This window comes from Malonomonas rubra, assembly GCF_003247215.1.
Taxonomy (GTDB): domain Bacteria; phylum Desulfobacterota; class Desulfuromonadia; order Desulfuromonadales; family Geopsychrobacteraceae; genus Malonomonas; species Malonomonas rubra_A.
Genome location: NZ_QKAP01000069.1, coordinates 1 through 26553, shown reverse-complemented (window position 1 = coordinate 26553; position 26553 = coordinate 1). Strand labels below are relative to the sequence as shown.

Annotated in this window: 23 protein-coding genes, 2 tRNA genes and 1 pseudogene; 25 read left to right on the top strand and 1 reads right to left on the bottom strand. The window is 54.0% G+C overall.

Going from position 1 to position 26553, the window contains the following annotated elements:
* From Q7J88_RS06735 to cimA, 25 genes are all read left to right on the top strand, one after another.
* On the top strand, positions 1 to 618 hold the full coding sequence (locus tag Q7J88_RS06735) for a phosphoribosylanthranilate isomerase (RefSeq protein WP_303721396.1): 618 nt from the start codon (positions 1 to 3) through the stop codon (positions 616 to 618).
* Positions 615 to 1811, top strand: coding sequence for a tryptophan synthase subunit beta (gene trpB / locus Q7J88_RS06730; protein ID WP_303721395.1), 1197 nt, complete (start codon positions 615 to 617; stop codon positions 1809 to 1811). Before Q7J88_RS06735 ends, trpB begins: the two co-directional genes overlap by 4 nt.
* Positions 1812 to 3095 carry a DEAD/DEAH box helicase gene (locus Q7J88_RS06725; RefSeq protein ID WP_303721394.1) on the top strand — a complete coding sequence of 428 codons (1284 nt, stop codon included), beginning with the start codon at positions 1812 to 1814 and terminating at the stop codon, positions 3093 to 3095.
* A gap of 127 nt (positions 3096 to 3222) precedes the next feature.
* Positions 3223 to 4020, top strand: a complete 798-nt coding sequence (gene trpA / locus Q7J88_RS06720) for a tryptophan synthase subunit alpha (RefSeq protein ID WP_303721393.1) — start codon at positions 3223 to 3225, stop codon at positions 4018 to 4020.
* 75 nt (positions 4021 to 4095) lie between these two features.
* Positions 4096 to 4941, top strand: a complete 846-nt coding sequence (accD, locus tag Q7J88_RS06715; RefSeq protein WP_303721392.1) for an acetyl-CoA carboxylase, carboxyltransferase subunit beta — start codon at positions 4096 to 4098, stop codon at positions 4939 to 4941.
* Complete coding sequence (locus Q7J88_RS06710) at positions 4942 to 6222, top strand: folylpolyglutamate synthase/dihydrofolate synthase family protein (RefSeq protein WP_303721391.1); 1281 nt, start codon at positions 4942 to 4944, stop codon at positions 6220 to 6222. It abuts the gene before it with no gap.
* A 20-nt stretch (positions 6223 to 6242) separates the two neighbouring features.
* Positions 6243 to 8300 carry an LPS-assembly protein LptD gene (locus Q7J88_RS06705; protein WP_303721390.1) on the top strand — a complete coding sequence of 686 codons (2058 nt, stop codon included), beginning with the start codon at positions 6243 to 6245 and terminating at the stop codon, positions 8298 to 8300.
* Positions 8301 to 8426: 126 nt separating this feature from the next.
* The gene (locus Q7J88_RS06700) at positions 8427 to 8744 is read left to right on the top strand and encodes a septum formation initiator family protein (protein WP_303721388.1); all 318 of its coding nucleotides are present in this window, start codon (positions 8427 to 8429) and stop codon (positions 8742 to 8744) included.
* Between the two features lie 14 nt (positions 8745 to 8758).
* Positions 8759 to 10420, top strand: coding sequence for an arginine--tRNA ligase (gene argS / locus Q7J88_RS06695; protein WP_303721387.1), 1662 nt, complete (start codon positions 8759 to 8761; stop codon positions 10418 to 10420).
* A gap of 11 nt (positions 10421 to 10431) precedes the next feature.
* Positions 10432 to 11196, top strand: a complete 765-nt coding sequence (locus tag Q7J88_RS06690; protein WP_303721386.1) for an SPOR domain-containing protein — start codon at positions 10432 to 10434, stop codon at positions 11194 to 11196.
* Between the two features lie 112 nt (positions 11197 to 11308).
* Positions 11309 to 11385 (top strand) — tRNA-Met (locus Q7J88_RS06685).
* 32 nt (positions 11386 to 11417) lie between these two features.
* Positions 11418 to 11494, top strand: a tRNA-Met gene (locus tag Q7J88_RS06680).
* 308 nt (positions 11495 to 11802) lie between these two features.
* Complete coding sequence (tilS, locus tag Q7J88_RS06675; RefSeq protein ID WP_303721385.1) at positions 11803 to 13161, top strand: tRNA lysidine(34) synthetase TilS; 1359 nt, start codon at positions 11803 to 11805, stop codon at positions 13159 to 13161.
* 120 nt (positions 13162 to 13281) lie between these two features.
* The gene (ftsH, locus tag Q7J88_RS06670; RefSeq protein WP_303721384.1) at positions 13282 to 15195 is read left to right on the top strand and encodes an ATP-dependent zinc metalloprotease FtsH; all 1914 of its coding nucleotides are present in this window, start codon (positions 13282 to 13284) and stop codon (positions 15193 to 15195) included.
* Positions 15192 to 16052, top strand: coding sequence for a dihydropteroate synthase (folP, locus tag Q7J88_RS06665; protein ID WP_303721383.1), 861 nt, complete (start codon positions 15192 to 15194; stop codon positions 16050 to 16052). Before ftsH ends, folP begins: the two co-directional genes overlap by 4 nt.
* 89 nt (positions 16053 to 16141) lie before the next feature.
* Positions 16142 to 16936, top strand: coding sequence for a diadenylate cyclase CdaA (gene cdaA, locus Q7J88_RS06660; protein ID WP_303721382.1), 795 nt, complete (start codon positions 16142 to 16144; stop codon positions 16934 to 16936).
* Between the two features lie 6 nt (positions 16937 to 16942).
* Entirely contained in the window at positions 16943 to 17662 is a 720-nt protein-coding gene (locus Q7J88_RS06655) for a YbbR-like domain-containing protein (protein WP_303721381.1), read from the top strand.
* Positions 17662 to 19020, top strand: a complete 1359-nt coding sequence (gene glmM / locus Q7J88_RS06650) for a phosphoglucosamine mutase (RefSeq protein ID WP_303721380.1) — start codon at positions 17662 to 17664, stop codon at positions 19018 to 19020. Before Q7J88_RS06655 ends, glmM begins: the two co-directional genes overlap by 1 nt.
* A gap of 47 nt (positions 19021 to 19067) precedes the next feature.
* Positions 19068 to 19784 carry a pyridoxine 5'-phosphate synthase gene (locus Q7J88_RS06645; protein WP_303721379.1) on the top strand — a complete coding sequence of 239 codons (717 nt, stop codon included), beginning with the start codon at positions 19068 to 19070 and terminating at the stop codon, positions 19782 to 19784.
* A 3-nt stretch (positions 19785 to 19787) separates the two neighbouring features.
* Complete coding sequence (locus Q7J88_RS06640) at positions 19788 to 20165, top strand: holo-ACP synthase (protein WP_303721378.1); 378 nt, start codon at positions 19788 to 19790, stop codon at positions 20163 to 20165.
* Positions 20165 to 21727, top strand: a complete 1563-nt coding sequence (locus Q7J88_RS06635) for an NAD(P)H-hydrate dehydratase (RefSeq protein ID WP_303721377.1) — start codon at positions 20165 to 20167, stop codon at positions 21725 to 21727. Before Q7J88_RS06640 ends, Q7J88_RS06635 begins: the two co-directional genes overlap by 1 nt.
* Positions 21721 to 22170, top strand: a complete 450-nt coding sequence (locus tag Q7J88_RS06630; protein ID WP_303721376.1) for a CBS domain-containing protein — start codon at positions 21721 to 21723, stop codon at positions 22168 to 22170. The genes Q7J88_RS06635 and Q7J88_RS06630 overlap by 7 nt, the downstream gene beginning before the upstream one ends.
* Positions 22171 to 22647 carry a tRNA (adenosine(37)-N6)-threonylcarbamoyltransferase complex ATPase subunit type 1 TsaE gene (gene tsaE, locus Q7J88_RS06625; protein ID WP_303721375.1) on the top strand — a complete coding sequence of 159 codons (477 nt, stop codon included), beginning with the start codon at positions 22171 to 22173 and terminating at the stop codon, positions 22645 to 22647. It abuts the gene before it with no gap.
* 155 nt (positions 22648 to 22802) lie between these two features.
* The gene (locus tag Q7J88_RS06620; RefSeq protein WP_303721374.1) at positions 22803 to 24032 is read left to right on the top strand and encodes an aspartate kinase; all 1230 of its coding nucleotides are present in this window, start codon (positions 22803 to 22805) and stop codon (positions 24030 to 24032) included.
* 28 nt (positions 24033 to 24060) lie between these two features.
* Positions 24061 to 25629 carry a citramalate synthase gene (gene cimA, locus Q7J88_RS06615; protein WP_303721373.1) on the top strand — a complete coding sequence of 523 codons (1569 nt, stop codon included), beginning with the start codon at positions 24061 to 24063 and terminating at the stop codon, positions 25627 to 25629.
* Positions 25630 to 26182: 553 nt separating this feature from the next.
* Here cimA and Q7J88_RS06610 read toward each other — a convergent pair.
* A pseudogene (locus Q7J88_RS06610) lies at positions 26183 to 26553 on the bottom strand (hypothetical protein); the annotation flags it as partial.

Here is a 26553-nt window from a genome sequence, read left to right as displayed (position 1 = left end):
GTGGCCGATACGCGAATCAAAATCTGTGGTATCACCAATGTCGAAGATGCATTGCAAGCAGTCGAAGCCGGGGCCGATGCCCTCGGCTTCGTCTTTTATGAGAAAAGCCCTCGGGCCATTAACCCTGCAGAAGTACAGAAGATCGTTGCCGAATTACCTCCGTTTGTGACCACTGTCGGGCTGTTTGTCAATCAGTCGATTCCGCACATCCGCCGAATTATGGCTGCGACCCGGTTAGATGTCGTACAATTACATGGTGACGAAAAACCGGAGGATTGCTTTATCGAACCGTTGCGGGTGATCAAGGCGCTACGGGTCAAAGACGCCGCTTCTCTGGAAGGAGCCGACAAGTATCAGGTTGCGGCACTGCTGCTCGACGCCTGGAGCGACGAGGCATACGGAGGGACTGGAGAGCGGTTCGATTGGCAACTGGCGAAAAGGTTGACCGCCGAGAAACCGATCATCCTGGCTGGTGGGCTGACTCCGGACAATGTTGCCGCTGCGGTTCGCGAAGTGAAGCCGTACGCGGTCGATGTGTCGAGCGGCGTGGAAGAGTACCCGGGCAAAAAAGATCATCAGAAAGTGGCGAAGTTTATCCGCCGAGTGAGGAATCCATGAGTTATCAGTATCCCGACGAACGGGGACATTTCGGGGAGTATGGTGGCCGTTATGTGGCCGAAACCCTGATGCCGGCCTTGCTGGAGTTGGAAGAGGCGTATAACGAGATCCGAAACGATCCGAGCTTCAAGGAAGAGTTTCACTATTATCTGAAAAATTACGTCGGTCGTCCCAGTCCGCTCTATTTTGCCCGCCGCCTGACCGAGGAGCTGGGGGGCGCAAAGATCTACCTGAAGCGGGAAGATCTCAACCACACCGGCGCGCACAAGGTCAACAACACCGTCGGCCAGATTCTGCTCGCCCGGCGAATGGGGAAGCAGAAGGTGATCGCCGAGACTGGCGCGGGGCAGCATGGTGTCGCGACTGCAACGGTCGCCGCCCTGTTCGGCATGGAGTGCGAAATCTTCATGGGCAAGGAGGATATCCGGCGTCAGGCGCTCAATGTCTTTCGTATGAAGCTGCTCGGCGCCAAGGTGCATGAATGCACCAGCGGCACCGCCACGCTGAAGGATGCGATGAACGACGCCCTGCGCCACTGGGTGACCCACGTACGCGATACTTTTTACGTGATCGGCACGGTCGCCGGTCCCCATCCTTACCCGCAGCTGGTGCGCGATTTCCAGTCGGTGATCGGTGAAGAGGCGAAGCAGCAGCTGCAGGAGACGGAAGGACGACTGCCGGATGTGGCGATCGCCTGTATTGGTGGCGGCTCCAACGCAATGGGTACCTTCTATCCGTTCATCAAGGATAAGTCAGTGCGGCTGATCGGCGTCGAGGCGGCTGGTTTGGGGGTAGATACCGACAAGCATGCCGCATCGATTACCGCCGGGGCACCGGGGGTGTTGCACGGCAACAAGACCTACTTGCTGCAGAATGAAGATGGACAGATTAATCACGCGCACTCGATTTCCGCCGGTCTTGATTACCCCGGAGTCGGGCCGGAGCATGCCCATCTGAAGGATATCGGTCGCGCTGAGTATGCTTCGATCACTGATACCGAGGCGCTCGCTGCTTTCCAGAAACTGACCCGTATTGAGGGAATTATCCCGGCCCTAGAGTCGGCCCACGCCATCGCCGAAGTGATGAAACTGGCCCCGACTCTGCCGAAAGAGCAGATTCTACTGGTCTGCCTGTCCGGCCGAGGCGATAAAGATATTCATACTGTGGCGGATGCCATGGGAGTTGAGTTTTAAATGAAATTTACCGAACTGGACCTTCCTGAGCAGGTATTGAAAGGAATTAACGATGCGGGCTTCGAGAACCTCACTCCAGTGCAGGAGGAGTCGATTCCGTTGGCGCTGTCAGGCAGGGATGTCGCCGCTCAGGCGCAGACTGGCACCGGCAAGACAGCCGCTTTTCTAATTGCCCTCTTCTGCAAGCTGCTGTCCAGTGAAAAAGAAACCAGCAACAATCCGCGCGCCTTGGTGATGGCACCGACCAGAGAACTGGTGGTGCAGATCTGCAAGGATGCGGAGATTCTCGGAAAATATACCGGTTTGAAGGTGCAGCCGATCTTCGGCGGCATCGACTACGAAAAACAGCGTCAGGCGCTAAAGGACGGGGTCGATATCATCGTTGCCACCCCGGGCCGCTTGATTGATTACTACAAACAGCGGGTCTTTTCGATGAGCCGGGTCGAAGCGTTGGTTATCGATGAGGCCGACCGGATGTTCGATATGGGCTTCATCAAAGACCTGCGCTACATTCTGCGCAAGTTGCCCCCATTCGAAAAACGGCAGACGATGCTCTTCTCCGCGACTCTGTCGGCACGGGTGATGGAACTGGCCTACGAGTTCATGGATCTGGCCGAGAAGGTGCAGATTGAACCAGAGCAGGTGGCGGCGGAGAATATTGAACAACTCCTCTATCATGTTTCGCGTAAAGAGAAGTTTGCTCTGCTGCTCGGTCTGCTGAAAAAAGAAACCGGCGTCGAGCGGGTGATGCTGTTCGTCAACACCAAAGCGGAGGCGGAAAAGCTCGACGGGCTGTTGAATGCCAACGACATCGCCAGCGCGCTCATCTCGGGTGATATCCCGCAGAAGAAGCGGATGCGCATCCTCGATCAATTCAAGCTCGGCAGTCTTACCCACCTGGTCGCCACCGATGTTGCCTCGCGCGGTATCCATGTCGACAACGTCACCCACGTTGTCAACTACGACCTGCCGCAGGACTGCGAGGATTATGTGCACCGCATCGGTCGCACAGCACGGGCCGGCGCGATGGGACGGGCGATTAGTTTCGCGGATGAAGAAACGGTTTATCAGCTGGCCGACATCGAAGACTACCTGGGAGAGAAAATTCCCAGCGAGATGCCGCTCGATGAGGACTTTTGTTTCAACTACAAGCGTGCGGTGCCGAAGCGGAAGAAACCACCGGAGAAAAAGCCGGCCGGAGAAGGGCAAAAGCGCCGGCGTCGGCGGCCTCGGCGACGTTCCGGGAAAAAGCCTGAGAATAAACCGATAGAGAATAAGGACTAGATCTTTTTTTATCAATTCGGGTGGCGGGAGAAAAGGATTGAAACCGACAGCCCGAACGACTAAACTGCCCCTTTTGACTGGTCGGTTAAATGGTCAAGCCAATTGGGCATCTTCTGGAATAATAGCCATGTCACGCATCGATAAAACATTTGCCGATTTGCGCCGGAAACAGGAAACCGCCTTGATTCCGTTTCTGACCGCCGGTGACCCGGATCTCGCCACGACTTCCAAGTTGATTCGCACCTTGGCGGAAAACGGCGCCGACTTAATTGAGCTGGGGGTGCCTTTCTCGGATCCGATGGCCGATGGGCCGACCATTCAAGCTGCTTCAGAGCGGGCCTTGAGGGCAGGGACGACGGTTAGAAAGGTACTGCAGTTGGTTGCCGAGGTGCGTAGCGATTGCCAGATTCCGTTGGTATTGATGGGCTATTACAACCCGGTTTTTCGTTACGGTGCCGAGCAGTTTGCCAAGGATGCCGCAGCTGCCGGGGTAGACGGACTGTTGCTGGTCGATCTGCCTCCGGAAGAGGTGGGAGAAATCAGCGCAATTATGAAGGCAGCGAAGATCGCGCTTATCACGCTGCTGGCACCGACCACTCCGTCTGAGCGGATGAGTAAGCTGGCAGCGGCGGCCGAGGGTTATCTTTATTATGTGTCGATGACCGGTGTTACTGGCACCCAGAAGGTTTCACCGGCAGACATCAAGGCGGCAGTGGAAAACCTGCAGTCGATGACCGAGGTTCCGGTCGGGGTCGGTTTTGGGATTACCACTCCGGAAGATGCCAAAGCGGTGGGGGAGTTTGCCGACGGGGTTGTGGTCGGCAGTGCTTTGGTTAAAATTATCGCAGAAAATGCAGGGAGCGATGAGCTGTTGCCGCGGGTCGGTAAGTTTATTGCGGAACTGAAACAGGGGCTGCTCGCCTAGGGCATGCCTGCTCGGAGGTTCGCTGACCGGTTATGGCAGTGAGACCGAAGACTGAAAATTAAAAGGATACATTTCATGGGCTGGTTTCGATCGAAAAAGTCTTTAACCGCATCGGTAGAAAAGAAGAACGAGATGCCGGAAGGCGTCTGGACCAAATGTAAAAACTGCCAGGAGATCATCTATGCTAAGGAGATCGAGCGGAATCTGAACGTCTGCCCCAAGTGCGACTACCATTTCCGTATCAACGCCCGCGAGCGAATCGATTTGGTGATCGACGAGGGAACCTTCGTTGAGATGGACGCCAAGATGAACTCCGTCGACTTTCTCGATTTCAAGGATTCGAAGAAGTACAAGGAGCGGATCAAGGCAGCGGTCAAAAAATCCGGTGATGGTGACGCTGTCGTTTGCGGTTCCGGCGAACTTGACGGACTGCCGGTTGTCATGGCCGTGTTCGATTTCGGGTTCATGGGTGGCAGTATGGGCTCGGTGGTTGGTGAGAAAATCACCCGTGCCATCGAAAAGGGGCTGGAGACCAAGGCCCCGGTGCTGGTTTTTTCCTCCTCCGGTGGTGCGCGGATGCAGGAGAGTATCATGTCGCTGATGCAGATGGCCAAAACCAGCGCGGCATTGGCCAAGCTTAAAGCGGCCGGTATCCCATTCATTTCAGTGCTGACCGACCCGACCACTGGCGGAGTTACGGCAAGCTTTGCCATGCTGGGTGATCTGAATATTGCCGAGCCGCGGGCGCTGATCGGCTTTGCCGGGCCGCGGGTTATCGAGCAGACCATTCGCCAGACCTTGCCGGAGGGATTCCAGCGTTCCGAGTACCTGCTTGAGCACGGCATGGTTGATATGATCGTGCAACGCAAAGAGATGAAGCAGCGGTTGTCCCAGGTGCTGCGTATTTTCTCGCAAAAATAGATGAGCGATAGCTACCGGGCGAGTCTGGATTACCTCTACTCGCTGCAGCTGTTTGGCATCAAGCTGGGGCTGGAGAATATTCGCCGGCTCCTTGAGCGACTCGATAATCCGCAGCGGAAGCTGCGGATTATTCATATCGCTGGTACCAACGGCAAAGGTTCGACGGCGGCGGCACTGGCGAATATTTTCAAGCAGGCTGGCATCAAGGCGGGGCTCTACACCTCTCCCCATCTGCATTCGTTCACCGAGCGGGTGCGGGTCGATACCGAGCAGATTGCCGAGACCGAAGTGGTCAGGCTGACCAATGAGCTGCGTCCGTATGCAGAAGAATTACGCACCACCTTCTTTGAGTTCACCACAGCCATGGCGTTGCTGCACTTTCAGCGGTGTGGCTGCGAGTGGGTGATTCTGGAAACTGGTCTCGGCGGCCGACTCGATGCCACCAATGCCGTTGAACCAGAACTCTGTCTGATTACTCCGATCGCCCACGACCATAATGCATATCTGGGTGAGACGTTGAGTGAAGTCGCGGCAGAGAAGGCCGGGATTTTCAAGCCGGGCATTCCGGTTATCATCAGCAGGCAGCTCGGCGAGGTGCAGGAGGTTCTGCGGGAGCGCGCTGGCGCGTTGCGAGCGCCGTTGCTGGTGGCCGGCAGTGATTACGATTGGGGAGCTGATCATGCCGGGTTCCGCTTTTCTGGTTTTGATTGCGGTTTCGAGCAGCTGCAGCCTTTGTTGGTCGGGCGACATCAGCAGCAGAACCTGGCTCTGGCGATGGCGGCAGCCGCCTGGCTGAAAAAAACCGGTGTCGCGATTTCTGCGCAGTCGATCCGTCATGGTGTGGAACGGACACGTTGGCCGGGGCGGTTGGAATGGCTACCTGACCGCATTCTGCTCGACGGTGCGCACAACGCAGCCGGCGCGCAAGTCCTGGCCGCCTATCTGCAAGAGCGACAGCTCTGCGGTCTGCATCTGCTTATCGGCATGAAGGCCGATAAACAGGCGGATGAGTTGTTGCGTCCGTTACTTCCATTTGTGGGCCGCCTGTACGCAACCCGACCACCGGTTGACGCATCGATCGATCCGGAAAAACTGGTGCAGTTAGCGGGGAAATCGGGTATTCTGGCCACCAAATACACTGAGCCCGAGGCCGCCTTGATTGCTGCCCTGCAGAATCGTCGATTAGGAGAAGTTCTGCTGGTGGCGGGTTCGCTGTTTCTTGTTGCCGCAATTCGAGAAAAATTGTTGCCGACTACCGAACTGTTGTCGATCTCAGGCTGATTTGTTTTGGACTTGATTTGATGTTTTTGCGTTTCCTTGCCATTATTCTGCTTTGCTGGCCGGTGGCTGCCGTAGCAGCCGACTGGGATCAGGTCGGCGAGGGAGAGGTTCCGGTCAATCTGGAGGCGGATGAGTTGACCTACAACAAGGAGACCGGTCGCTATCATGCGATAGGAAATGTCCAGTTGACCCAAGGCGAAATGGAAGTACATAGTAAGGTCCTCTGGTGGGACCAGATTACCGGCGAGGTCGAGGCGTCAGGAGATGTTCAGATGTCTTCCCCTGACGAAAAGATATCGGGGAGCAAAGTAAACTACAACCTGAACCAGGGGACTGGTATCATAGAGGATGGCCGGGTGTTTCTGCGCGAGAAGAACCTGCATGTGCAGGGGGAACAGATTGAGCGCCGAGGTGCGTTCGAGTACCGGATCAAAGAGGGCACCTTTACCACCTGTGATGGCGAAGTGCCCTCCTGGAAGTTTGGCGCTGATCAGGTTGATGTCACCCTGGCAGGCTACGCCCGGGCCAAGAATGCTGTTTTCTACCTGAAAAATATCCCTTCTTTTTATGTTCCTTATATCGTTTATCCGGTCAAAACCGAGCGCGAGTCGGGGCTGTTGACTCCGCGGGTCGGCTATTCCAACAAGCGTGGCTATCAGTACAACGGGGCCTATTATCAGGTGCTTGGCGTCAATCAGGATGCAACCCTGTTCTTTGATTACCTCTCTGAGATGGGGATCGGGAAAGGGCTAGAGTACCGCTATGTCTTCGGCAACGAAACTGAGGGGGAAGCCCAAGTTTATCATATTGATGTCGATCAGGTTGATGGTGAACCGGTCGATGAAGAACGCTATGCGCTCGAGTGGCAACATGACGGCAAGCTGCCGGGTGGTGTACGGATGGTCGTCGACGCCATGTTTGTTGACGATGATGAATATTTCGAGGACTTTGGCGAAACGGCCGATGAATACAATAAGGACAAGGTTCAATCGATCCTAACCCTGAGCAAGAACTGGGGCAAGTACAATCTGGTTGGCCAGATGAAATACACCAAGGATCTGGAGAAAGATAGTTCCGGGACCTTGCAGATCCTGCCCCGGATTACCTTTGATGCGACGCGCCAGCGGATCGGTGAGTCGTTCTTTTATTACGAACTGGAAACCGAGTACTCGAATTTCTGGCGCGAAGAGGGGCTTCGTGGTGAACGATTGATTTTGCGCCCGAGTTTGTCGGCGAGCCTGCAGTTGTTTGACGTCATTGATGTGACTCCCGAAGTGGCCTATCGTGATCGTTATTACTGGGGAATGAGCGACGGCTCAGATGGCGAACAAGAAGGGATAGTTGAGTTTTCGACTAAATTGAACAATACGCTGCAGCGGGTTTACGAGCAGCCGATCGGCCCGATCCACAAGCTGCGACATAGCATTGAACCCGAAGTGATTTATCTCTATACTCCGGAACTCGATCAGCGTCATCTGCCCATGTTTGATAGCAGCGACCGGATCGATGAAGCGAACCGAGTCGAGTATGCCCTGGTGCAGCGTTTTACCGCCCGCTTCGATCCGGATGAAGGGCTGCCGACCTATCGTGAACTGGTTTATTGGCGCTTGTCGCAAAGTTATGATCTGCGAGAAGAGATGAAGGATGAGCCTTTTTCTGCGATTCGGAATGAATTGACCCTGCTGCCGACAAAATGGACCCGGGTTGAGATCGATTCCACTTTTGACATAGATCAGGGGGAATGGAGCAAAATTTCCGCTGAAGCGGATGTTCACGACCAGCGCGACAACCGTCTCAGTGTCAATTATCGTAGTGATCGGGATTTAGAGCAGGAGTATGGATCGGTCGAAGTGGAAACCTCTTTGCTTAAACCATTTTACGTTGGTTATGAAAACCGCTACGATTTGGCCGAAAGTAAAAAGTTGGAGGATGTCGTTGATGTCGAGTACCGGCAGCAGTGTTGGAGTGCCCTGCTGACCTTCCGCGAAAACGACACCGATCGCTCGATCATGTTGAGTTTCGTCATGAAGGGGATCGGACCGGTCGGTGGCTTCGGAGCTAGCCTGCTCGATCGGTGATGGTTGATCTGAGTTGACGTGCCTTCGTCGGCATGCGAAGCTTGCTGATGATGTCGCGCCGTTCGATAACGGGCAGGAGGGAATTCCCGCCACTTTTTTTCAATTGTGTAGGTCTCGGAGGTTTGGTTGTCTCCCGCCCGTGAACCGGCAACGGCCGGTCAAAAAAATCTGATTTCCATCTGGTTGCTGCTGATCATTATCGTGATGCTCGGTTACGCGGTTTTCGGTGAGCGGGGGGTGATCCGGATTATGAAAGCTGAGCGACAGAAACAACAGCTGGAAGTAGAGCTGGTCGCCCTGAAACAGGAGCAGCAGCTATTACGGGACGAGATCGACCGTTTGAAAAATGACAAGGATTACTGGGAGCTTTTGGCTCGCAAAAAACTGGGTATGGTTCGCGAAGGGGAGTTGATCTACCACCTTCCCTCCAAAGAAAAAAATTAAGGTAACTAGATACAATGAAAGAAGTATTACGACAGGCAATCAAAACTGCGTTGCAGCAGTGTTACGATAAGGGTACCCTCAGCTCCGGTGAACTGCCGGGGGAAATTCAGCTGGAAGTGCCGAAAAATGCCGATCACGGCGATTTTGCCAGCAATCTGGCGATGACTATGGCCAAGGCTGAGCGTAAAGCGCCGCGGGAAATTGCGGAAGCGCTGGTGGCGGAGTTGGCTGATAATCAGCTTTTCGATAAGATCGAGATCGCCGGACCAGGCTTTATCAACTTCCGTTTGGCGGCGAACTGCTGGTACGGGGTGCTCGATCAGGTGATGAGCGAGGGTGACCAATACGGTCGCAGTCAGATCGGCAGGGGGACCAAAATTCAGGTCGAATTCGTCAGTGCCAACCCAACCGGCCCCTTGCACATCGGACACGGTCGCGGTGCAGTAGTTGGTGATGCGGTTGCCGCTGTACTGCAGGCAGCCGGTTTCGATGTCCAGCGCGAGTATTACGTTAACGATGCCGGCAATCAGGTCAAGACCCTCGGTCTGTCTATCCTGATGCGTCTGCGCGAACTGCTGGGTGAAACGATCGACTTTCCCGAGGACGGTTATCAGGCCGAGTATGTGAAAGAACTGGCCGCAAAGCTTCAGAGTGAAAAGGGCGATTTAAAAGGGCTTGATGATGCCGTTGCGATCGAGATCTGCGCCAGGTTTGGGGTGGAGAAGGTGCTCGACTGGATTTCGGAAGACCTCAAAGCGTTCCGTATCCAGTTCGACAACTGGTACAGCGAGAAGAGCCTTTACGACCGAAACATGGTCGCCAACGAGCTGGCCAAGCTCAAGGAGAAGGGCCTCTCTTTCGAGCAAGACAACGCCCTTTGGCTGCGCACCACTGAATATGGTGATGACAAGGACCGAGTGCTAATCAAGTCGGATGGCAGTTACACCTATTTCGCCTCTGATGTTGCCTATCATATGGAGAAGTTCGAGCGCGGGTTCGATCGGGTCATCGACGTTTGGGGTGCCGATCATCACGGCTATATCCCGCGCATGAAGGCAATGCTGGCCGGTCTTGGACACCCGCCGGAAGATCTGGAGGTATTGCTAATACAGATGGTCAACCTCCTGCGTGATGGTCAGCCATTCACCATGGGCAAGCGCTCCGGCAATTTCATCACCCTACGTGAAGTCATTGACGAGGTCGGCTCAGATGCGTGCCGGTTCTTCTTCCTGATTCGGCGCTGCGACAGTCAGCTCGATTTCGACCTGGAGCTGGCAAAACAGCAGAGCACTGACAACCCGGTCTACTATGTGCAGTACGCTCATGCCAGGGTCTGCAGCATCAACAGGAATGCCGCCGATGCGGGAATCGCCCAGCCGCAGCAGGGCGAGGTCGATTTAACCAGACTGGAACTTGAAGAGGAACTGGCTTTGGCCAAGCAGTTAGCCCGCTTCCAGGAGATGGTTGAAGGCGCCGCGTTGCATTACGAACCTCACCGGGTGGTTTTCTACCTGCAGGATCTGGCGGCCCAGTTTCACAGTTACTACAATCGGCAGAAGGTTTTAGTCGATGATCCGGCGACGACCCAAGCACGACTCTATCTGATCAACTGCGTTCGGATCGTACTGGCGAATGCCTTGCGCTTGCTCGGTGTGTCGACACCGGAGCAGATGTAAAGGGGAGGAGCATGAATACAGTGACGAAAAGCCGTACCCAGAGAAGAATGGAAAAGAAGCAAACGCTGATTCTGCTGGTTTTGGTACTGGCAGTATCGCTGGCAAGCTTTTTCCTCGGGGCGGTAGTCGGCCGTCAGGGGGCCGAGCGAGAAATGGTGCAGAAACAGGCGGCGGCGGAGCGGATTCTGGTCGCCAAGGCGCCGAAGGAGGCTGCTGCTTCTCAGTCAGCGGAAGAACATCAGGAAACGGAGGCTACGGCTGCAGCAGAAAAGGCCAAACTGAAGGCGGAAGAACCGAAACTGACCTTCTACGACGATCTGGCCAAAGAAGAGACTGTCCCGCTCGGTAGTGGGATCAACCTGCCCCCCAAAGCGAAAGAGGAACCAATAACGGCAGCCCAGCCGCCGATTCTCCTGCCGGATCAGCCGATTGTGAAAAAGGACGCTGCACCAGTCTCTACTCTGGTAGCCAAGGCTGAACAAACAGTTTCAGGCAAGGATGCGGCAGAGAGAATGGAGTTGTTGCCGATCGCTGATCCTGATGGGAATTACGCTGTTCAGGTCGGGTCCTTTGCCTCTGCCGGAGATGCAGGAGCCTTCAAAAAGAAATTGTTGGCGAAGCAATATCCGGCATTCGTTTTAGAGGCCGATTTGGGAGCCAAAGGGCTTTGGTATCGGGTCAAGATTGGTCCTTATGTAGATGCTGCTGCAGCCAAATCAGTTCAGCAACTTCTTGAGAAAAAAGAGAAAATTAAAGGTTTTGTTGCACATCAATAGGCGAAGAGACTAGTTTGTTACAAGTTGCTTCAGCCCTGTCGATCTACTCATCGGCGGGGCTGTTTTTTTGCTTGACATTTTGTTGGCAGAATACTATTTTCCTGCCTCGTGTCGCGGGATGGAGCAGTCTGGTAGCTCGTCGGGCTCATAACCCGAAGGTCGGGGGTTCAAATCCCTCTCCCGCAACCAAGCAATGACTTCCTCGGAAGTTTACATAGCTTGGCGGTGTAGCTCAGTTGGTTAGAGCATGCGGCTCATATCCGCAGTGTCCGGAGTTCGAATCTCTGCACCGCCACCATTATTGAAGAGGGACAGGTTCCATAAGGGGCTTGTCCCTTTTTCTGTCTTGGGGGCTGTAGGCAGTTGGCGTATCGTTTGTTTAGGAAAAGTAGTGCTTGAAAGACTCCCGCGTGTCAGAAAAAAGCCAGATCGCACTTGTACTATGCGTTTCCATATTGGTGGAGTGCATTTTGTCTAAGTGGTCTGGGGGGGGGGCTCAGGAGGGGGGCGGAGAGAACATGGCCCTTACCTGGTAAGGGAACTTATCAGGTGAAGGCCTTTCTTTTTCGTTGCGCACTTTTTCGTTGCTCGCTAATCTCTGGAACTATGTTGCCAGGGATTGAGAAAAAGATTAACGCAGCAGGGCTTACGTCTGGTAATCGCGTACTGGTTGCCGTTTCCGGCGGTGTCGATTCAGTTGTTCTGCTGCACCTGCTGGCCGACAGCGCTGCTCGGTTCGGTCTGCAGGTGCAGGTCGCCCATCTTGACCATCAAATCCGTTCAAATAGTCATTATGATGCCGACTTCGTTCGCCAGCTCAGCGACAGTTTACAGCTTCCCTGCGTTGTTGGAGTTGTCGATGTCCCCGCGCTGAAAAGGGGTGCAGGCATCAGTCTGGAGATGGCCGGCCGCCAGGCGCGGCGTGACTTTTTATTGCGAACTGCTGATCAAGTAGATGCACGGATGATTGCATTGGCCCATCACCGGGATGATCAGGTCGAAACATTTCTGTTGCGCTTGCTGCGGGGAAGTGGCGCGACTGGCTTGGCAGCGATGCGAACATTGCACGGGCGCTGGTGGCGGCCGTTACTCGATTGCAGTCGGGAGCAGATTCAGACTTATGCTAAAACGAGGAATCTGAGCTGGGTTGAAGATGCCAGTAATGTCGATCCGCAGTTTTTGCGCAACCGCGTTCGCCATAATCTGGTGCCCCAGTTGGGCGAGATCAATCCGCAATTTTCTGGACGAGTCAGCGAACTCTGCCGACAATTGCAGGTTGATGAAGACTATTGGTGCCAGCAGGTCGAAGCGGTTTTCCCCAGCCTGATTGAGTCGGCTCAGGATGGCTTGCGGCTTAAACGGCAGGAGTTGTTGGGGTTGCATGAGGCGTTGCGGGTACGGGTACTGCGTGAGGCCCTACGGCAGCTGCGTGGAGATCTGCAGCGGCTAGAGGCGATACATCTGAATGCGATTGTGGAATTGGTGACGGGGAAGCGAAGCCAGGCCCAGCTCGATCTGCCCGGCTGCTGGGTGGCACGGCGCTACGAAACCCTTTGGCTGCGAAAATGTGCGCCGGAGTCGGTATCGAGCTATGATATGGAGTTGCCTGTTCCGGGGGAACTGCGATTGCCCTGTGGGAGGGTCCTTCGTGTGCACTTGACAGATGAACCAGCTGGCGAATTTGCTTTGGCTGTCGAGTTTTCGCTGGCTGAAATCGGTGCGCAGCTGAGGGTGCGCAGTTGGCAACCGGGAGACCGGTTCGAGCCGCTTGGGTTGCAGGGGAGTAAAAAACTGAAACTTTTTTTCGGTGATGCGAAGGTGGAATTGGAAGATCGACTCCGGGTACCGCTTCTGATTTCGGGAAAGCAAATTTTGTGGCTTGCTGGAATGCGTCGCTCGCGTCACGCAACGGTCAATGAGAGAACAAAGGAAATTCTGCGAGTAGAGCTGCTGGAAGAGGCTTAAAAAGCGGACAAAGCACTTGTTAGGGTTTCCTCTTTATGGTAGTTTTTTCTGCTAGTTTCACCTTTTTTTTCATGATAATAAACCGTCCATATAAATCTCTGAAAACTCCTAGGGGGTAATGTGAGCCAATTCCAGAAGAATCTTGCTCTGTGGCTGGTCATTTCGCTGTTGATGATCATGCTGTTCAATATGATGACCCAGCGCGAGAGTGAGCAGAAACAGATCAATTACACTGAGTTCCTGACTGCTGTCGAAGCAGGGCGGGTAACCAATATCACTATTCAGGGCACCCAGATCAACGGCGCCTACGAAGATGGGACTAAATTCCAGACCAACGCTCCGCCTGATATGGAATTGATCCCGGAGCTCAAGAACAAAGGGGTCGTCATCGAGGCCAAGCCGGTCGATGATCAGGGTTTTTGGTTTACCCTGCTTGTTTCCTGGGGGCCGATCCTGTTGTTGATTGCAGTCTGGATCTTTTTCATGCGGCAGATGCAGGCTGGTGGTGGCAAGGCGATGAGTTTCGGCAAGAGTAAGGCGAAACTGCTCACGGACACCCAAGGCCAGGTTACCTTTAAGGATGTCGCCGGGGTTGACGAGGCCAAGCAGGAGCTAGAAGAAGTGGTCGAGTTCCTGAAGGATCCGAAGAAGTTTACCAAACTTGGCGGCAAGATTCCGAAAGGTGTACTGCTTGTCGGTTCGCCCGGTACTGGTAAGACCTTGCTGGCCCGTTCGGTGGCCGGCGAAGCTGGTGTGCCGTTTTTCACTATTTCTGGTTCCGACTTTGTCGAGATGTTCGTTGGTGTTGGTGCCAGCAGGGTACGTGATCTGTTTCTGCAGGGGAAAAAGAATGCCCCCTGCATCATTTTTATCGATGAGATCGATGCCGTCGGTCGCCACCGTGGCGCCGGCCTCGGTGGCGGTCACGACGAGCGTGAGCAGACCCTCAATCAGCTGCTGGTAGAGATGGACGGCTTCGAGTCGAACGAAGGGGTTATTCTGGTAGCGGCGACCAACCGTCCAGACGTACTCGATCCAGCCCTGTTGCGCCCAGGCCGCTTCGACCGCCAGGTGGTGGTGCCGCGTCCCGATGTTAAAGGACGACTGAAAATCCTGCAGGTGCATTCCCGTAAGGTGCCTATGGACGACTCGGTAGACTTGGAAGTGGTTGCTAAAGGGACCCCCGGTTTCTCTGGTGCCGATCTGGCCAACCTGATTAACGAAGGTGCCCTGCTGGCAGCGCGCGCCAACAAGACCAAGGTCGACAAGGATGACCTGGATGCAGCCAAGGACAAGGTTCTGATGGGTGCCGAGCGTCGTTCGATGGTAATCACTCCGGAAGAAAAGAAGGTAACTGCCTATCACGAAGCTGGTCACGCCTTAATCGCCCTTCTGACCCCAGGTTCCGACCCGGTACACAAGGTATCGATTATTCCGCGTGGCCGGGCGATGGGGGTGACCATGTATCTGCCGGCGGAAGAGAAATACAACGAGACCGCCAAGGGCCTCAATATACGTATCAGGGCGCTGCTTGGAGGCCGGGTGGCCGAGGAGTTGACCTTCGATTCGGTGACCAGCGGCGCCAGCAACGACCTCGAACGTGTCACAGCGATTGCCCGCAAAATGGTCTGTGAGTGGGGGATGAGCGAGAAGATCGGACCGCTAACCTTCGGCGAGAAGGAAGGGGAGGTCTTCCTTGGGAAGGATATGGGTCACGTCAAGAACTACAGCGAGGCAACTGCGGTTGAGCTGGATAACGAGATCCGGCGGATTGTCAGTGAGAACTACGAAATCACTCGCCAGGAGTTGAAAGCCAATCAGCAGAAGCTGATCGATCTTTCCGAGGCTCTGCTGGAGAAGGAAACCTTAGATAGCGCAGAAGTGCTTTCGATTGTTTTCCCGGATGGTGCACCCGAATACTTGAAGCCGAAGGCGTCTGAAGAACCTTTTAAGTTTGATTCCGAACCGGTCGCAGAGGCACCTGTCGTGGCAGAAGTTGAAACTGCGCCAAATGGGGAGGTGCCGGAAGCGTGATTCAGCAGCCGGCGCTACAAATGCGCGGGCGGGGTTGCCTGCTCGATTTGAGCCGCCCCTGTATTATGGGGGTGCTCAATGTTACCCCTGATTCTTTTTCCGATGGTGGACGTTTCGCCGATCCAGAGCTGGCGTTGCAGCAAGGTTTGCGGATGGCTCAGGAAGGGGCGGGGCTACTCGATATTGGTGGCGAGAGTACCAGACCCGGTTCAAAAGCTGTCCCCGAGCAGGAAGAGCTGGATCGGGTCATCCCGGTAATTGAAGCGTTGCGGCAAGAAACTGACCTGCCGATTTCGATCGATACCAACAAAGCGGCTGTCGCCCGGGCGGCCATGGCGGCCGGGGCGAATTTCATCAACGATATTAGTGGGCTGACTTTCGATGCACAGATGGCCGAGGTCGCGGTAACGACCTCGGCCGGACTGTTTCTGATGCATACCCGTGGGTGCCCCGAGGTGATGCAGCGAGACACTAAATATCAGAGCTTGCGCGACGAAGTCTGTGCTAGTCTACAGCTGAGTATCGAAACGGCAGTGGCGGCAGGGATTTCAACCGAATATCTGGCAGTCGACCCGGGAATCGGTTTCGGCAAGAGCGCTGTAGGAAATCTGGAACTGCTACATCATATCAGTGATCTGCATCGTTTCGGGTGTCCGATCCTGCTAGGCACTTCACGGAAAAGTTTCATCGGGCAGGTGTTGCGGCAAGATATCCCAACAGAGCGCCTCGCTGGGACCCTGGCGACGGTTGCTCTCGGTGTTGAGCAAGGGGTGCAGTTGTTCCGTGTGCACGATGTGAAGGCCGCTGTTGAGGCGGCCATGGTCGCTTGGGCAGTCCGCGAAAAAAAACTTCCCTGAAGTCTCTGTTTTTCCTGTTGAACTGCAGGTTTTATTGTTAAGCTTTTTACTGCTTTCGGAATCCTTTGCTCCGGTTGGTAGGTTTTGCAATGCTCGATGTTTTCTCTAATATCCGACTTCTCGATCTCCTCGATATTAGCATTGTTGCGTTTATCATCTACCGGATCATTCTGCTGATCAAAGGCACTCGGGCGGTACAGATGCTGCTCGGCCTGGCGGTCATCCTGGTTGTTTATCTCGCTTCGCGGGTTGGCGACCTGCACACGCTCAACTGGTTTCTGAGCAATTTCCTCTCTTCGATCATTCTGGTCATTGTTGTCATTTTCCAGAACGATATCCGGCGAGCCTTGATGCATGTCGGGCGGAACCCGTTTTTTGGCGGGATGACTTACCGTGAGGAGAGCGAGGTGATCGATGAACTGGTAAAGGCAAGCGTGGCACTCGGCAACCGCAAGATCGGGGCCTTGATCGCAGTGGAACGGGAAACCGGGATCAACGATATCCTTGAATCGGGTGTCCAGATTAATGCCCGGGTGACCAGCGAATTGATCCGCGCTGTTTTTATGCCGAATTCACCCATTCATGATGGCGCTTTGGTGATCCAGCAGGGGCAGTTGAGTATGGCTGGCTGCTTTTTGCCGCTGAGCCAAAGTAGCGACATTAGTAAAGCCTTGGGAACGCGGCATCGTGCGGCGATCGGCCTGACAGAACTGGCCGACGCGATTGCCATAATCGTTTCCGAGGAAACAGGCAAGATTTCGGTTGCTGTTAATGGTGGCATCACTAGGAACCTGGACGCTACCAGCCTGAAAAAAGTATTGGGGCGCCTGTTGGAACCGCGTAAGGCAAAACCGAAACCAAAAAGTAGCAAGAAAAAGGGGTAGGCGGAGATGTTCAAGCTATTGACCGAAAACTGGACATTGAAGCTGCTCTCATTGGCTTTTGCTCTGATCCTGTGGATTTTCATCATGGGTGAGCGCCGGCAAGAAGTTGGTTACAGAGTGCCGTTGGAATTGCGGAACATTCCGGCGGGACTAATGATTGCCAATGAGGTACCGAGCATGGTCGATGTACGGGTCAGCGGGCCACGGACCTTGCTGATGAAGGTCAGTGAAGGCGATATCAGTATTGCAGTCGACCTGGCCGACCTGCAACCTGGACTGACCACCTTCAAAAGATTGGAGGAGAGGCTCAACCTACCGAACGGGTTGCGGGTGACACGGCTGTCCCCCTCTTTCATCGATCTGAAACTGGAGCGGATCAAAGAAAAGTTGGTGCCGATCAAGGTTGCTCTGCGTGGCGAGCCGTTGGAAGGATACCAGGTCGGGCGGGTCAAGGCAGTGCCTGACCGGGTGCTGATCACTGGGGCCGAGTCCGAACTGAAGAGTGTCAACGAAGTTACCACGGAGCCGATCGACCTGCATGGGGTCAACGAAGGGTTTTCATTGATTGTGTCCCTGGTTCATTTGGGTACCTATACCGATTTCAAGGATGAGAAAACCACCGAGGTTCAGGTGGAAGTTCTGGCGGTAGAACCGGTTGTTGACCCGAGCGGTGGGGGAATGAAACAGAAAAATACAGATGTTGTGGAAAAAGGGGATAAATCCTGATGGAAAAGAAACTGTTCGGCACTGATGGGGTGCGCGGAGTTGCCAATATAGAGCCGATGACCACCGAGATGGCGATGCAGCTCGGGCGGGCGGCCGCTTACGTATTTAAGAAAGATAAAGATCGTCGTCACCGGGTGGTGATTGGCAAGGATACGCGCCTGTCGGGCTACATGATTGAAAATGCCTTGGTAGCCGGTATCTGCTCCATGGGCGTCGATGTCCTACTCGTCGGTCCATTGCCGACGCCGGGGATCGCTTTTATTACATCGTCGATGCGCGCTGATGCCGGGGTGGTGATTAGTGCCTCGCACAATCCGTATCAGGATAACGGGATCAAATTCTTTTCTCCCGACGGTTTCAAACTTCCGGATGAGTTGGAGCTGGAGATCGAAGACCTGATCCTGAACAACCGCCTCGATGATCTGCGGCCCGTTGCCGACGAGGTCGGCAAGGCCTATCGGATCGACGATGCCATCGGTCGCTATATCGTCTATTTGAAAAACACCTTTCCGCGCGATCTCGACCTGCAGGGTTTGCGGATTGTGCTTGATTGCGCCCATGGTGCCGGATACAAGGTCGCTCCGGCGGTGCTTGCGGAACTGGGAGCCGAAGTGATCCCACTCGGGGTTAAGCCGAACGGGGTCAATATCAACGAGGGCTGTGGTTCGCTCCATCCGGAAGTGATGGCCGAGAAGGTGCGCGAGTATCGTGCTGATCTGGGGATTGCCCTTGATGGTGACGCCGACCGTGTCATTTTTGTCGACGAGAAAGGGATCGAGGTCGACGGTGATCATATCATGGCGATCTGTGGTATCGATATGCTCAGGAGCGGTCAGCTGAACAAGAACACGGTCGTTGCCACGGTGATGAGTAACATGGGGCTGGAAATAGCCTTGCAGAAAGCTGGTGGCAAGGTGGTCCGAACTGCGGTCGGTGACCGCTATGTGGTCGAAGAGATGCGCAAGGAGGGATACAACCTTGGTGGCGAGCAATCGGGACATATGATCTTTCTCGATCACATCACCACAGGTGATGGCATCCTTTCGGCGTTGCAGGTGCTGAGGATCATCCAGCGCAGTGGTAAGCCGCTTTCCGAACTGGCCAAGGTAATGACTTCGCTGCCGCAGGTGCTGGTCAATGTGCGGGTGAGTAAAAAGGCAGATTTGAAAAAGATCGCGCCGATCAAGGCCGTCATTGACGAAGTCGAAGCCGAATTGGATGACAGGGGGCGGTTGCTGATCCGCTATTCCGGGACCGAGCCGCTGCTGCGTGTCATGATTGAAGGTGAAGATCAGCACAAAATTGGAGAACAGGCAGATCGGGTTGCCAGTGCCGTGCGCGAGCATCTCGGGGCTTAGCCTGATTTCACGTTTACTTAAGTTGGAAAGATTGAGGAGTTAAGAGGTTGGCGAAACTTGGTGTAAATGTTGATCATATTGCCACGATCCGTCAGGCGCGTGGCGTTAGCGAACCCGATCCGGTTGCTGCGGCACTGCTGGCTGAACTGGCGGGAGCCAACGGTATTACTGTGCACTTGCGTGAAGACCGGCGCCATATTCAGGACCGTGACGTCGAAATTCTGCGCAAGACGGTGCAGACCAGGCTTAATCTGGAAATGGCGCTGACTGATGAGATGATCGCTTTCGCTTTGAAAGTGTTGCCCGATGCGGTGACTTTGGTCCCGGAAGGCCGTCACGAGCTGACCACGGAAGGTGGTCTTGATGTCAATATGCTGCGCACAACCCTGACCCAGAAGATTATTTTGTTGAAACAGGCCGGAATCGTCGTCAGCTTGTTCATCGAACCGGATCTGGAGCAAATCAAGGCGAGTCACAAGGTCGGTGCCGACTATATAGAAATTCATACCGGAACATACTGCGAAATGCGCAGCGAAAAAAGCCGGCGTGAGCAGTTGCAGCGGATCGAATTGGCAATCAGCGCCGCCCGCAAGCTGGGCCTCGGGGTCAACGCCGGCCACGGTCTTAACTACCAGAATGTCGGGCCAGTGGTAGCGTTGAAAGGGATTGAAGAGTTCAATATCGGTCACAGTATCGTCTCGCGTGCCTCACTGGTTGGAATGGATCGGGCGGTCCGCGAGATGCTAGCTTTGCTGAACGATTGAGCGATGGCGATTGTCGGCATTGGCACCGATCTTGCGCGGATTGAGCGTTTCCGGAAATTCGTTGTCGATGAGAGCCTGCTGTTGGAGCGGGTTTTTAGTGAGGATGAGCGAAACTACGCGTTGCAGAAAAAGGATCCTGCTCCGCATCTGGCGGCTCGTTTTGCCGCAAAAGAGGCCTTTTTGAAAGCGTTGGGAACCGGTTTGCGTGATGGACTGTCCTGGCAGCAGATGGTGGTCGTGCGGGACGAACTCGGTTGCCCGTCCTTGCGGCTGAGTGGCCGGGCATCAGAGATGCTGGCTGAGCGGAGGGTTTGCTCGACCCATTTAAGTTATTCGCATGATGGCGATTATGCCGTTGCTACTGTAGTGCTGGAGTCCTGATGCGACTGATTCGAGCAGAAGAGATGCAGGCGATCGATCGGGAGGCAATCAACCAGATCGGTATTCCCGGTGTAGTGCTGATGGAGAATGCCGGGCGAGCGGCGACGGATTCTTTTTGCCGTGAGTTTTCCACGCTGTATCCCGGTCCGGTGCTGGTGTTGGCCGGCAAGGGGAACAACGGCGGCGATGGCTATGTGATGGCTCGCCTGTTGACCGAGCGTGGATGGCAGGTGCAGACGCTGATTCTCGGCCGGGACGAGGATATCGTTGGCGATGCCGCTGTGATGCGCGGTATCCTGCAGAAATTAGAGCTGCCCTGTTCATGTGTTACCGAGGCATGTGAACTGCGTAGTGGATTCGCAGCTGCGGAGCCTGTTGTGATCATCGACGCCCTGCTCGGAACAGGATTGAAGTCGACGGTTCGGGGCCTTTATGCCGAAGCGATTGAGATTATCAACAGTTCCGGGGCGGCGGTGTGTGCTATCGATATCCCTTCCGGGGTTGACGGCTCCACTGGGCAGATCTGTGGTTTGGCGGTGCAGGCGGACCTAACGGTGACTTTCGATCATGCTAAAATTGGTCATGGCAGCAATCCAGGAGCTGCCTGTGCCGGCCTGCTCGAAGTGGTCGACATCGGCATCCCGGCCAACGGTCGGCTGCAGCTTGAATCGGATGTCTGCCTGGTCGATGCTTCGGTAGCCGTCGAGTGGTTGCCAGAGCGGCCCCAAGAAGGGCATAAGGGCAGTTTCGGCCACCTACTGGTTCTGGCTGGCTCGACCGGCAAGACCGGAGCCGCGGCGCTAGCGGGAAATGCTGCGGTGCGCGGCGGCTGCGGGTTGGTCACGGTCGCTGTCCCTGAATCAGTACACGATATCATGGAAATCAAGCTGACCGAAGCAATGACCTGCCCTCTGGCTGCTGAAGATGGCCGAGTCAGCTCGCAGGCCCAGGCGCAGATCGCCGAACTGCTGCAGAGTAGAGATGCGTTGGCAGTCGGGCCAGGGTTAGGGCAGAGCGAAGAACTGTCGGAGCTGTTGATCTGGCTGTTGGCTTCTTCGCAACTGCCGACGGTCATTGATGCCGATGGCCTTAACCTATTGGCTGGGCAGCTCGAGTTGCTGCACCATCGCAGTGGTCCGGCGCCTATCTTGACCCCTCATCCGGGAGAAATGGCTCGTTTGAGTGGTTTGTCGGTCGCAGAGATCGAAGCGGATCGTTATCGGGTTGCTGTCGAGTTTGCAGCCGAGCATGGTGTGGTATTGTTACTCAAAGGGGCGCGAACGGTTATTGCCGCTCCCGACGGCCGGGTGGCAATTAACGGCAGCGGTAATGACGGTTTGGCTACCGGTGGCAGTGGGGATGTGCTCACTGGCTTGATTGGGGCGTTGCTCGCCCAACGCCTGGAACCGTTTGAGGCAGCCTCTCTGGCTGCCTGGCTGCATGGCCGGGCGGCAGAATTGGTGACTGCCGGGCAGGGAGTTGCGGGAATGGCCGCTTCCGATCTGCTTTGTCAACTTCCGGTGGCCCGCCGGGAACTGAGTGAAGGAGTTTGCTTATGCTGACAGCCCGCGAGATTATGACGACGGAAGTGGTTAAGGTAAAGGCAGAAACTAGTCTCAAAGAGTTGGCAGAAAAATTCGTCGAAACAAGGCATAGTAATATGCCAGTTGTGGACAATGATGGCAAACTGGTTGGGATGATTAGTGAGACCGACTTGGTTGAACAGCAAAAACCACTGCATATCCCGACCGTCATGGCGCTGTTTGATGGTGTCTTTTATCTAGACAGCCAGAAACGTTTCCAGGAGGAGGTCGATCGGGTGACTGCGACAACGGTTGGTGAACTGTGCAATCGCAAGCTGGTCACCTGCTCTCCAGATACAACGATCCGAGAGATAGCAGGTTTGATGAGTAAACACAAGGTGCATCTGCTGCCGGTGGTCGAGAAGGAGCAGATGGTCGGCGTCGTTGCTCGGCTCGATCTGATCAAAGCAATGGAGGAGTAGGTGCCGCAGTGGGTTTATCACAGCCCTGGGGAAGGGCAAACCCTGGAACTAGGGATTCAACTGGGCCGGCTGCTTGAGCAGCCGGCCCTGATTCTATTGCAGGGTGATCTCGGGGCTGGAAAATCGGTGCTGGCGCGCGGCATTGCACGGGGACTGGGGGTGCCGGAAGAGATACCGATCACTAGCCCGACTTTTACGCTGATGAATCATTATCCGGCCCGGCTCGATCTTTATCATTTCGATCTTTATCGGCTTTCGGATCCAGACGAGTTGATCGAAATCGGTTTTGATGATTTTGCCTATGGTAAAGGGGTGGCCTTGGTCGAGTGGCCGGACCGGCTCGATGATGACGAAACTCCTGGCCTGTGGGTGCGGATTCGGCATCTGGGTGAAGATTGTCGCGAGTTAGTTTTCAGTCCTTGCGGCAAGGCCGCAGAAGCTTTGTCGAGGAGGTTGCAGAAGGAAGTGACAGGCTGATTTCTGTTGCTGTTTACGGTGTGTGAAAAAGCTTTTGACCGGTCGGTGAATTCCTGCTATTAAAGGGACTTTCCGGCGATTTGGGAGATTTTAGCTGGGCTGGTAACATCCTGTTTGTTACCGGCTTTTTTCCGATAGGGAGGAAGAGGACGGTTATGGCCCTGGTAGTTCAAAAATATGGCGGTACCTCGGTAGGAACTGTGGAGAAAATCCGCAACGTCGCCAAGAGGGTCGCCAAGACGTTTGATGACGGTAACGATGTCGTTGTCATTGTTTCCGCGATGGCCGGTGAAACAAACCGCCTGGTGGCTTTGGCCGATGATATGTGTGAGTTTCCCAGTGAGCGCGAATACGATGTACTGGTGTCGACCGGTGAGCAGGTCACCATTGCCCTGCTGTCTATGTGTCTCCAGTCGATGGGTTACAATGCCAAAAGTTATCTCGGTTCGCAGATTCCGGTCGTGACTGATAGTGCCCATTCGCGGGCGCGGATCAAGAATATTGATGACAAGAAAATCCGTGAGGATCTGAAGAGCGGTACCATTATTATTGTTGCTGGTTTCCAGGGGATTGATGAACACGGCAATGTTACCACGCTGGGACGCGGTGGTTCAGACACATCGGCCGTGGCAGTTGCTGCTGCGCTGAAGGCTGATGTCTGCGAGATTTACACCGACGTCGATGGTGTTTATACGACCGATCCGCGGATGGTGCCGGAGGCTGCCAAGATAGAGAAGATTTCCTACGAGGAAATGCTCGAAATGGCTTCGCTTGGGGCCAAGGTGCTGCAGATTCGCAGCGTTGAGTTCGCCAAAAAGTACAACGTCGTTATTCACGTGCGTTCGAGCTTCGATGACAAGCCAGGCACGTTGGTCATGAAGGAGGATCAAGAGATGGAGACCGTACTGGTGTCAGGGATTGCTTACAATAAGGATGAAGCAAAAATCAGCATCTTCGGTGTGCCGGACCAGCCCGGTATAGCTGCGCAGATTTTCACACCACTAGGTGAAGCGGGCATCACTGTCGACATGATCATTCAGAACGTCTCGCATGAAGGCAAAACCGACATGACCTTCACCGTGCCAAAGACCGATTGCAAAAAGGCGCTGAAGATTGTTGAAGAGGTGGCTCCGAAGATTAATGCCAGCGGTATGAAGCATACCGAAGATATCGCCAAGATTTCGGTTATCGGTGTCGGGATGCGTTCTCATGCAGGGATCGCGCAGAAGATGTTTGAGACCCTATCGAAAGAAGGGATCAACATCGAAATGATTTCCACCAGTGAGATCAAGATCTCGTGTGTCATCGCTGCAAAGTACACAGAACTTGCGGTGCGTGTGCTGCACGAAGCATTCGGCTTGAACAAGCTGGAGACGGATGAATAGACGGCAATAAATGAAAGGATGTTATGCAATGAGTCGGATTCAGATTTACGATACCACCCTGCGTGACGGCACCCAGGCCGAAGATATTTCATTTCAGGTTCAGGATAAGGTGCAGATTGCCCGTCGCCTGAACGAGCTGGGAATTGACTATATTGAGGGCGGTTGGCCCGGTTCGAATCCGAAAGACATCACCTTTTTTCACGAGATCAAGAAAGAAACCCTCAGCCACAGTAAGATAGCCGCCTTTGGCTCGACCCGTCGCGCCAAAGTGACACCGGCCGAGGATAACAACATCCAGATGCTGATCGAAGCTGCACCGGATACCGTCACCATTTTCGGCAAAACCTGGGATTTTCATGTCCGCGAGGCATTGCGTATTTCGCTGGAAGAAAATCTGGAGCTGATCAACGATTCGCTGGTCTACCTGAAAGAGCGGATTGGAGAGGTTATTTACGATGCCGAACATTTCTTTGATGGCTACAAGGCGAACCCTGAGTACGCCCTGAAGACCTTACAGGCTGCTGCCGCCGCAAACGTTGATTGTATAGTGCTCTGTGACACCAACGGTGGCACCATGCCCTACGAAATTCCGGCGATTATGGAAGAGGTGAAGAATGCGGTGGCTACGCCGCTTGGTATCCATGCCCATAACGACAGCGAATGTGCGGTGGCGAACTCGCTGATGGCTGTCAGTTGTGGTGCGGTTCACGTACAGGGAACCATGAACGGTTTCGGCGAGCGTTGCGGCAATGCCAACCTCTGCTCGATCATCCCGTCGCTCAAATTGAAGCTGGGAAAAGAGTGTATTACCGATGAGAAGTTAAAAACCCTGCGCAGTGCTTCCCGCTACTTATACGAACTCGCGAATCTGGTGCCGAATAAGCACCAGGCTTATGTTGGCAACTCGGCGTTCGCACATAAGGGGGGGGTACATGTGTCGGCGATCCAGCGGCATCCGGAAACTTATGAGCATATTCGCCCGGAACTGGTCGGCAACCGTACCCGCGTGCTCGTCTCAGATCTGTCTGGGCGTTCTAACATTCTTGCTAAGGCGGAAGAGTGCGGAATCGAACTGGACAGCAAGGACCCAGTAACCCTGGAGATTCTTGAGGATATCAAAGAGCTTGAGAACCAGGGTTTCCAGTTCGAAGGGGCCGAGGCTTCTTTTGAATTACTGATGCTCAAGGCGATGGGAAAGCTGAAGCATTATTTTACCGTTTCTGCTTTCAGGGTTATTGATACCCTGCGCGACAGCGATAAATCTCCGGTTTCCGAGGGGACGGTCAAGGTTAAGGTCGGTGGCAAAATAGAACATACCGCTGCTGATGGCAACGGACCGGTGAATGCTCTCGACATGGCGCTTCGCAAAGCCTTGATCAGCTTTTATCCTCAATTGAGTGAAGTTAAACTGTACGATTACAAAGTTCGAGTACTGCCTGCCGGTAAGGGGACCGAATCTGTAACCCGCGTCTTGGTAGAGTCGGGCGATCAAGACAGCCGTTGGGGTACGGTTGGTGTGAGCGGAAATATTATTGAAGCTTCTTATCAGGCGCTGGCCGATGCTCTTACCTATAAGTTATATAAAGACAATATATAACTTCATTTAACGGGGAATTACTTCTTGAACCACCTTTCTGAATTGGGAAGGTGGTTTTTTTTTGTTAAAAACGCTGTCAAAATTTCAACGATGCCAGTTGTCTGCGTCATATTTATGACGAAATATGCCTTCTTAATTAACACCATGAGCTGATTCGTTTGCGGTTTCTTTGTAGGTGGTTGAAAATATTACAAAAAATGTTTTGAGATGGTTTTTTTCTAGATTTGCGCAGACTAAAAGATGTAGTCATAACTGGCGATTAGGACTGATTAATTATTTCTTAGATGGCATTTGTGGCGGTTTTTAAAAACAGTTTCGCCAAAAAAATGACGAAATTTCTATTGAATTCACTCGTTGTGAGAGTTTTCCCCACAGCTTTTGTGTTGTTTTGGGGCAGTGAAAAAGTATCTTTGTGCTTAACGTACTGAAAAATAAAAGATAATCCTACGTTATTGGTTTGTTATAATGGCTCTTGTGGGGGTTGGCACAACTTGTGTAAAGACTGAAATGTATGGTTCGTTATGCTGTTTGTCCATATTGGATTTACTAGGAATCAACGTGAGCGCCGGGAGGTTGCAGATGAAATGTCCAAAGTGTAAAGGTAGAATGTACTCCGAAAAGTATTACGATTTTGTTCGTGCGTTTGATGCATGGAAGTGCTGCGCGTGTGGTGAAGTCGTCGATCCAACAATACTGGCAAATCGGGCACGTAACCACAGCGTCTATATTGGCTGAGGTAGTTGGTGCATAAATTCAAAAGGCCGGGGCAATTGCTCTGGCCTTTTTGTTGTTTGCCCAGCGGAGCTGGCAAACCCGGCTTGCTGAAAGAAGCAAGCGTCGCCCCGATCAGGGGGAAGACAATCCGAATCGCAAGGGCGTTGCTGGCAACGGCAGGGTCTGAAGGAAGCGATAGGAAGTGAGCTG

Excerpts from the sequence above, each read along its gene's own strand:
- accD (WP_303721392.1), top strand. The coding sequence starts at position 4,096 with ATGGGCTGGTTTCGATCGAAAAAGTCTTTAACCGCATCGGTAGAAAAG.
- trpB (WP_303721395.1), top strand. The coding sequence starts at position 615 with ATGAGTTATCAGTATCCCGACGAACGGGGACATTTCGGGGAGTATGGT.
- Q7J88_RS06630 (WP_303721376.1), top strand. The coding sequence starts at position 21,721 with ATGCTGACAGCCCGCGAGATTATGACGACGGAAGTGGTTAAGGTAAAG.
- Q7J88_RS06655 (WP_303721381.1), top strand. The coding sequence starts at position 16,943 with ATGTTCAAGCTATTGACCGAAAACTGGACATTGAAGCTGCTCTCATTG.
- cimA (WP_303721373.1), top strand. The coding sequence starts at position 24,061 with ATGAGTCGGATTCAGATTTACGATACCACCCTGCGTGACGGCACCCAG.
- tilS (WP_303721385.1), top strand. The coding sequence starts at position 11,803 with ATGTTGCCAGGGATTGAGAAAAAGATTAACGCAGCAGGGCTTACGTCT.
- Q7J88_RS06620 (WP_303721374.1), top strand. The coding sequence starts at position 22,803 with ATGGCCCTGGTAGTTCAAAAATATGGCGGTACCTCGGTAGGAACTGTG.
- Q7J88_RS06710 (WP_303721391.1), top strand. The coding sequence starts at position 4,942 with ATGAGCGATAGCTACCGGGCGAGTCTGGATTACCTCTACTCGCTGCAG.
- Q7J88_RS06640 (WP_303721378.1), top strand. The coding sequence starts at position 19,788 with ATGGCGATTGTCGGCATTGGCACCGATCTTGCGCGGATTGAGCGTTTC.
- Q7J88_RS06725 (WP_303721394.1), top strand. The coding sequence starts at position 1,812 with ATGAAATTTACCGAACTGGACCTTCCTGAGCAGGTATTGAAAGGAATT.
- argS (WP_303721387.1), top strand. The coding sequence starts at position 8,759 with ATGAAAGAAGTATTACGACAGGCAATCAAAACTGCGTTGCAGCAGTGT.
- trpA (WP_303721393.1), top strand. The coding sequence starts at position 3,223 with ATGTCACGCATCGATAAAACATTTGCCGATTTGCGCCGGAAACAGGAA.
- cdaA (WP_303721382.1), top strand. The coding sequence starts at position 16,142 with ATGCTCGATGTTTTCTCTAATATCCGACTTCTCGATCTCCTCGATATT.
- Q7J88_RS06690 (WP_303721386.1), top strand. The coding sequence starts at position 10,432 with ATGAATACAGTGACGAAAAGCCGTACCCAGAGAAGAATGGAAAAGAAG.
- glmM (WP_303721380.1), top strand. The coding sequence starts at position 17,662 with ATGGAAAAGAAACTGTTCGGCACTGATGGGGTGCGCGGAGTTGCCAAT.
- Q7J88_RS06705 (WP_303721390.1), top strand. The coding sequence starts at position 6,243 with ATGTTTTTGCGTTTCCTTGCCATTATTCTGCTTTGCTGGCCGGTGGCT.
- Q7J88_RS06635 (WP_303721377.1), top strand. The coding sequence starts at position 20,165 with ATGCGACTGATTCGAGCAGAAGAGATGCAGGCGATCGATCGGGAGGCA.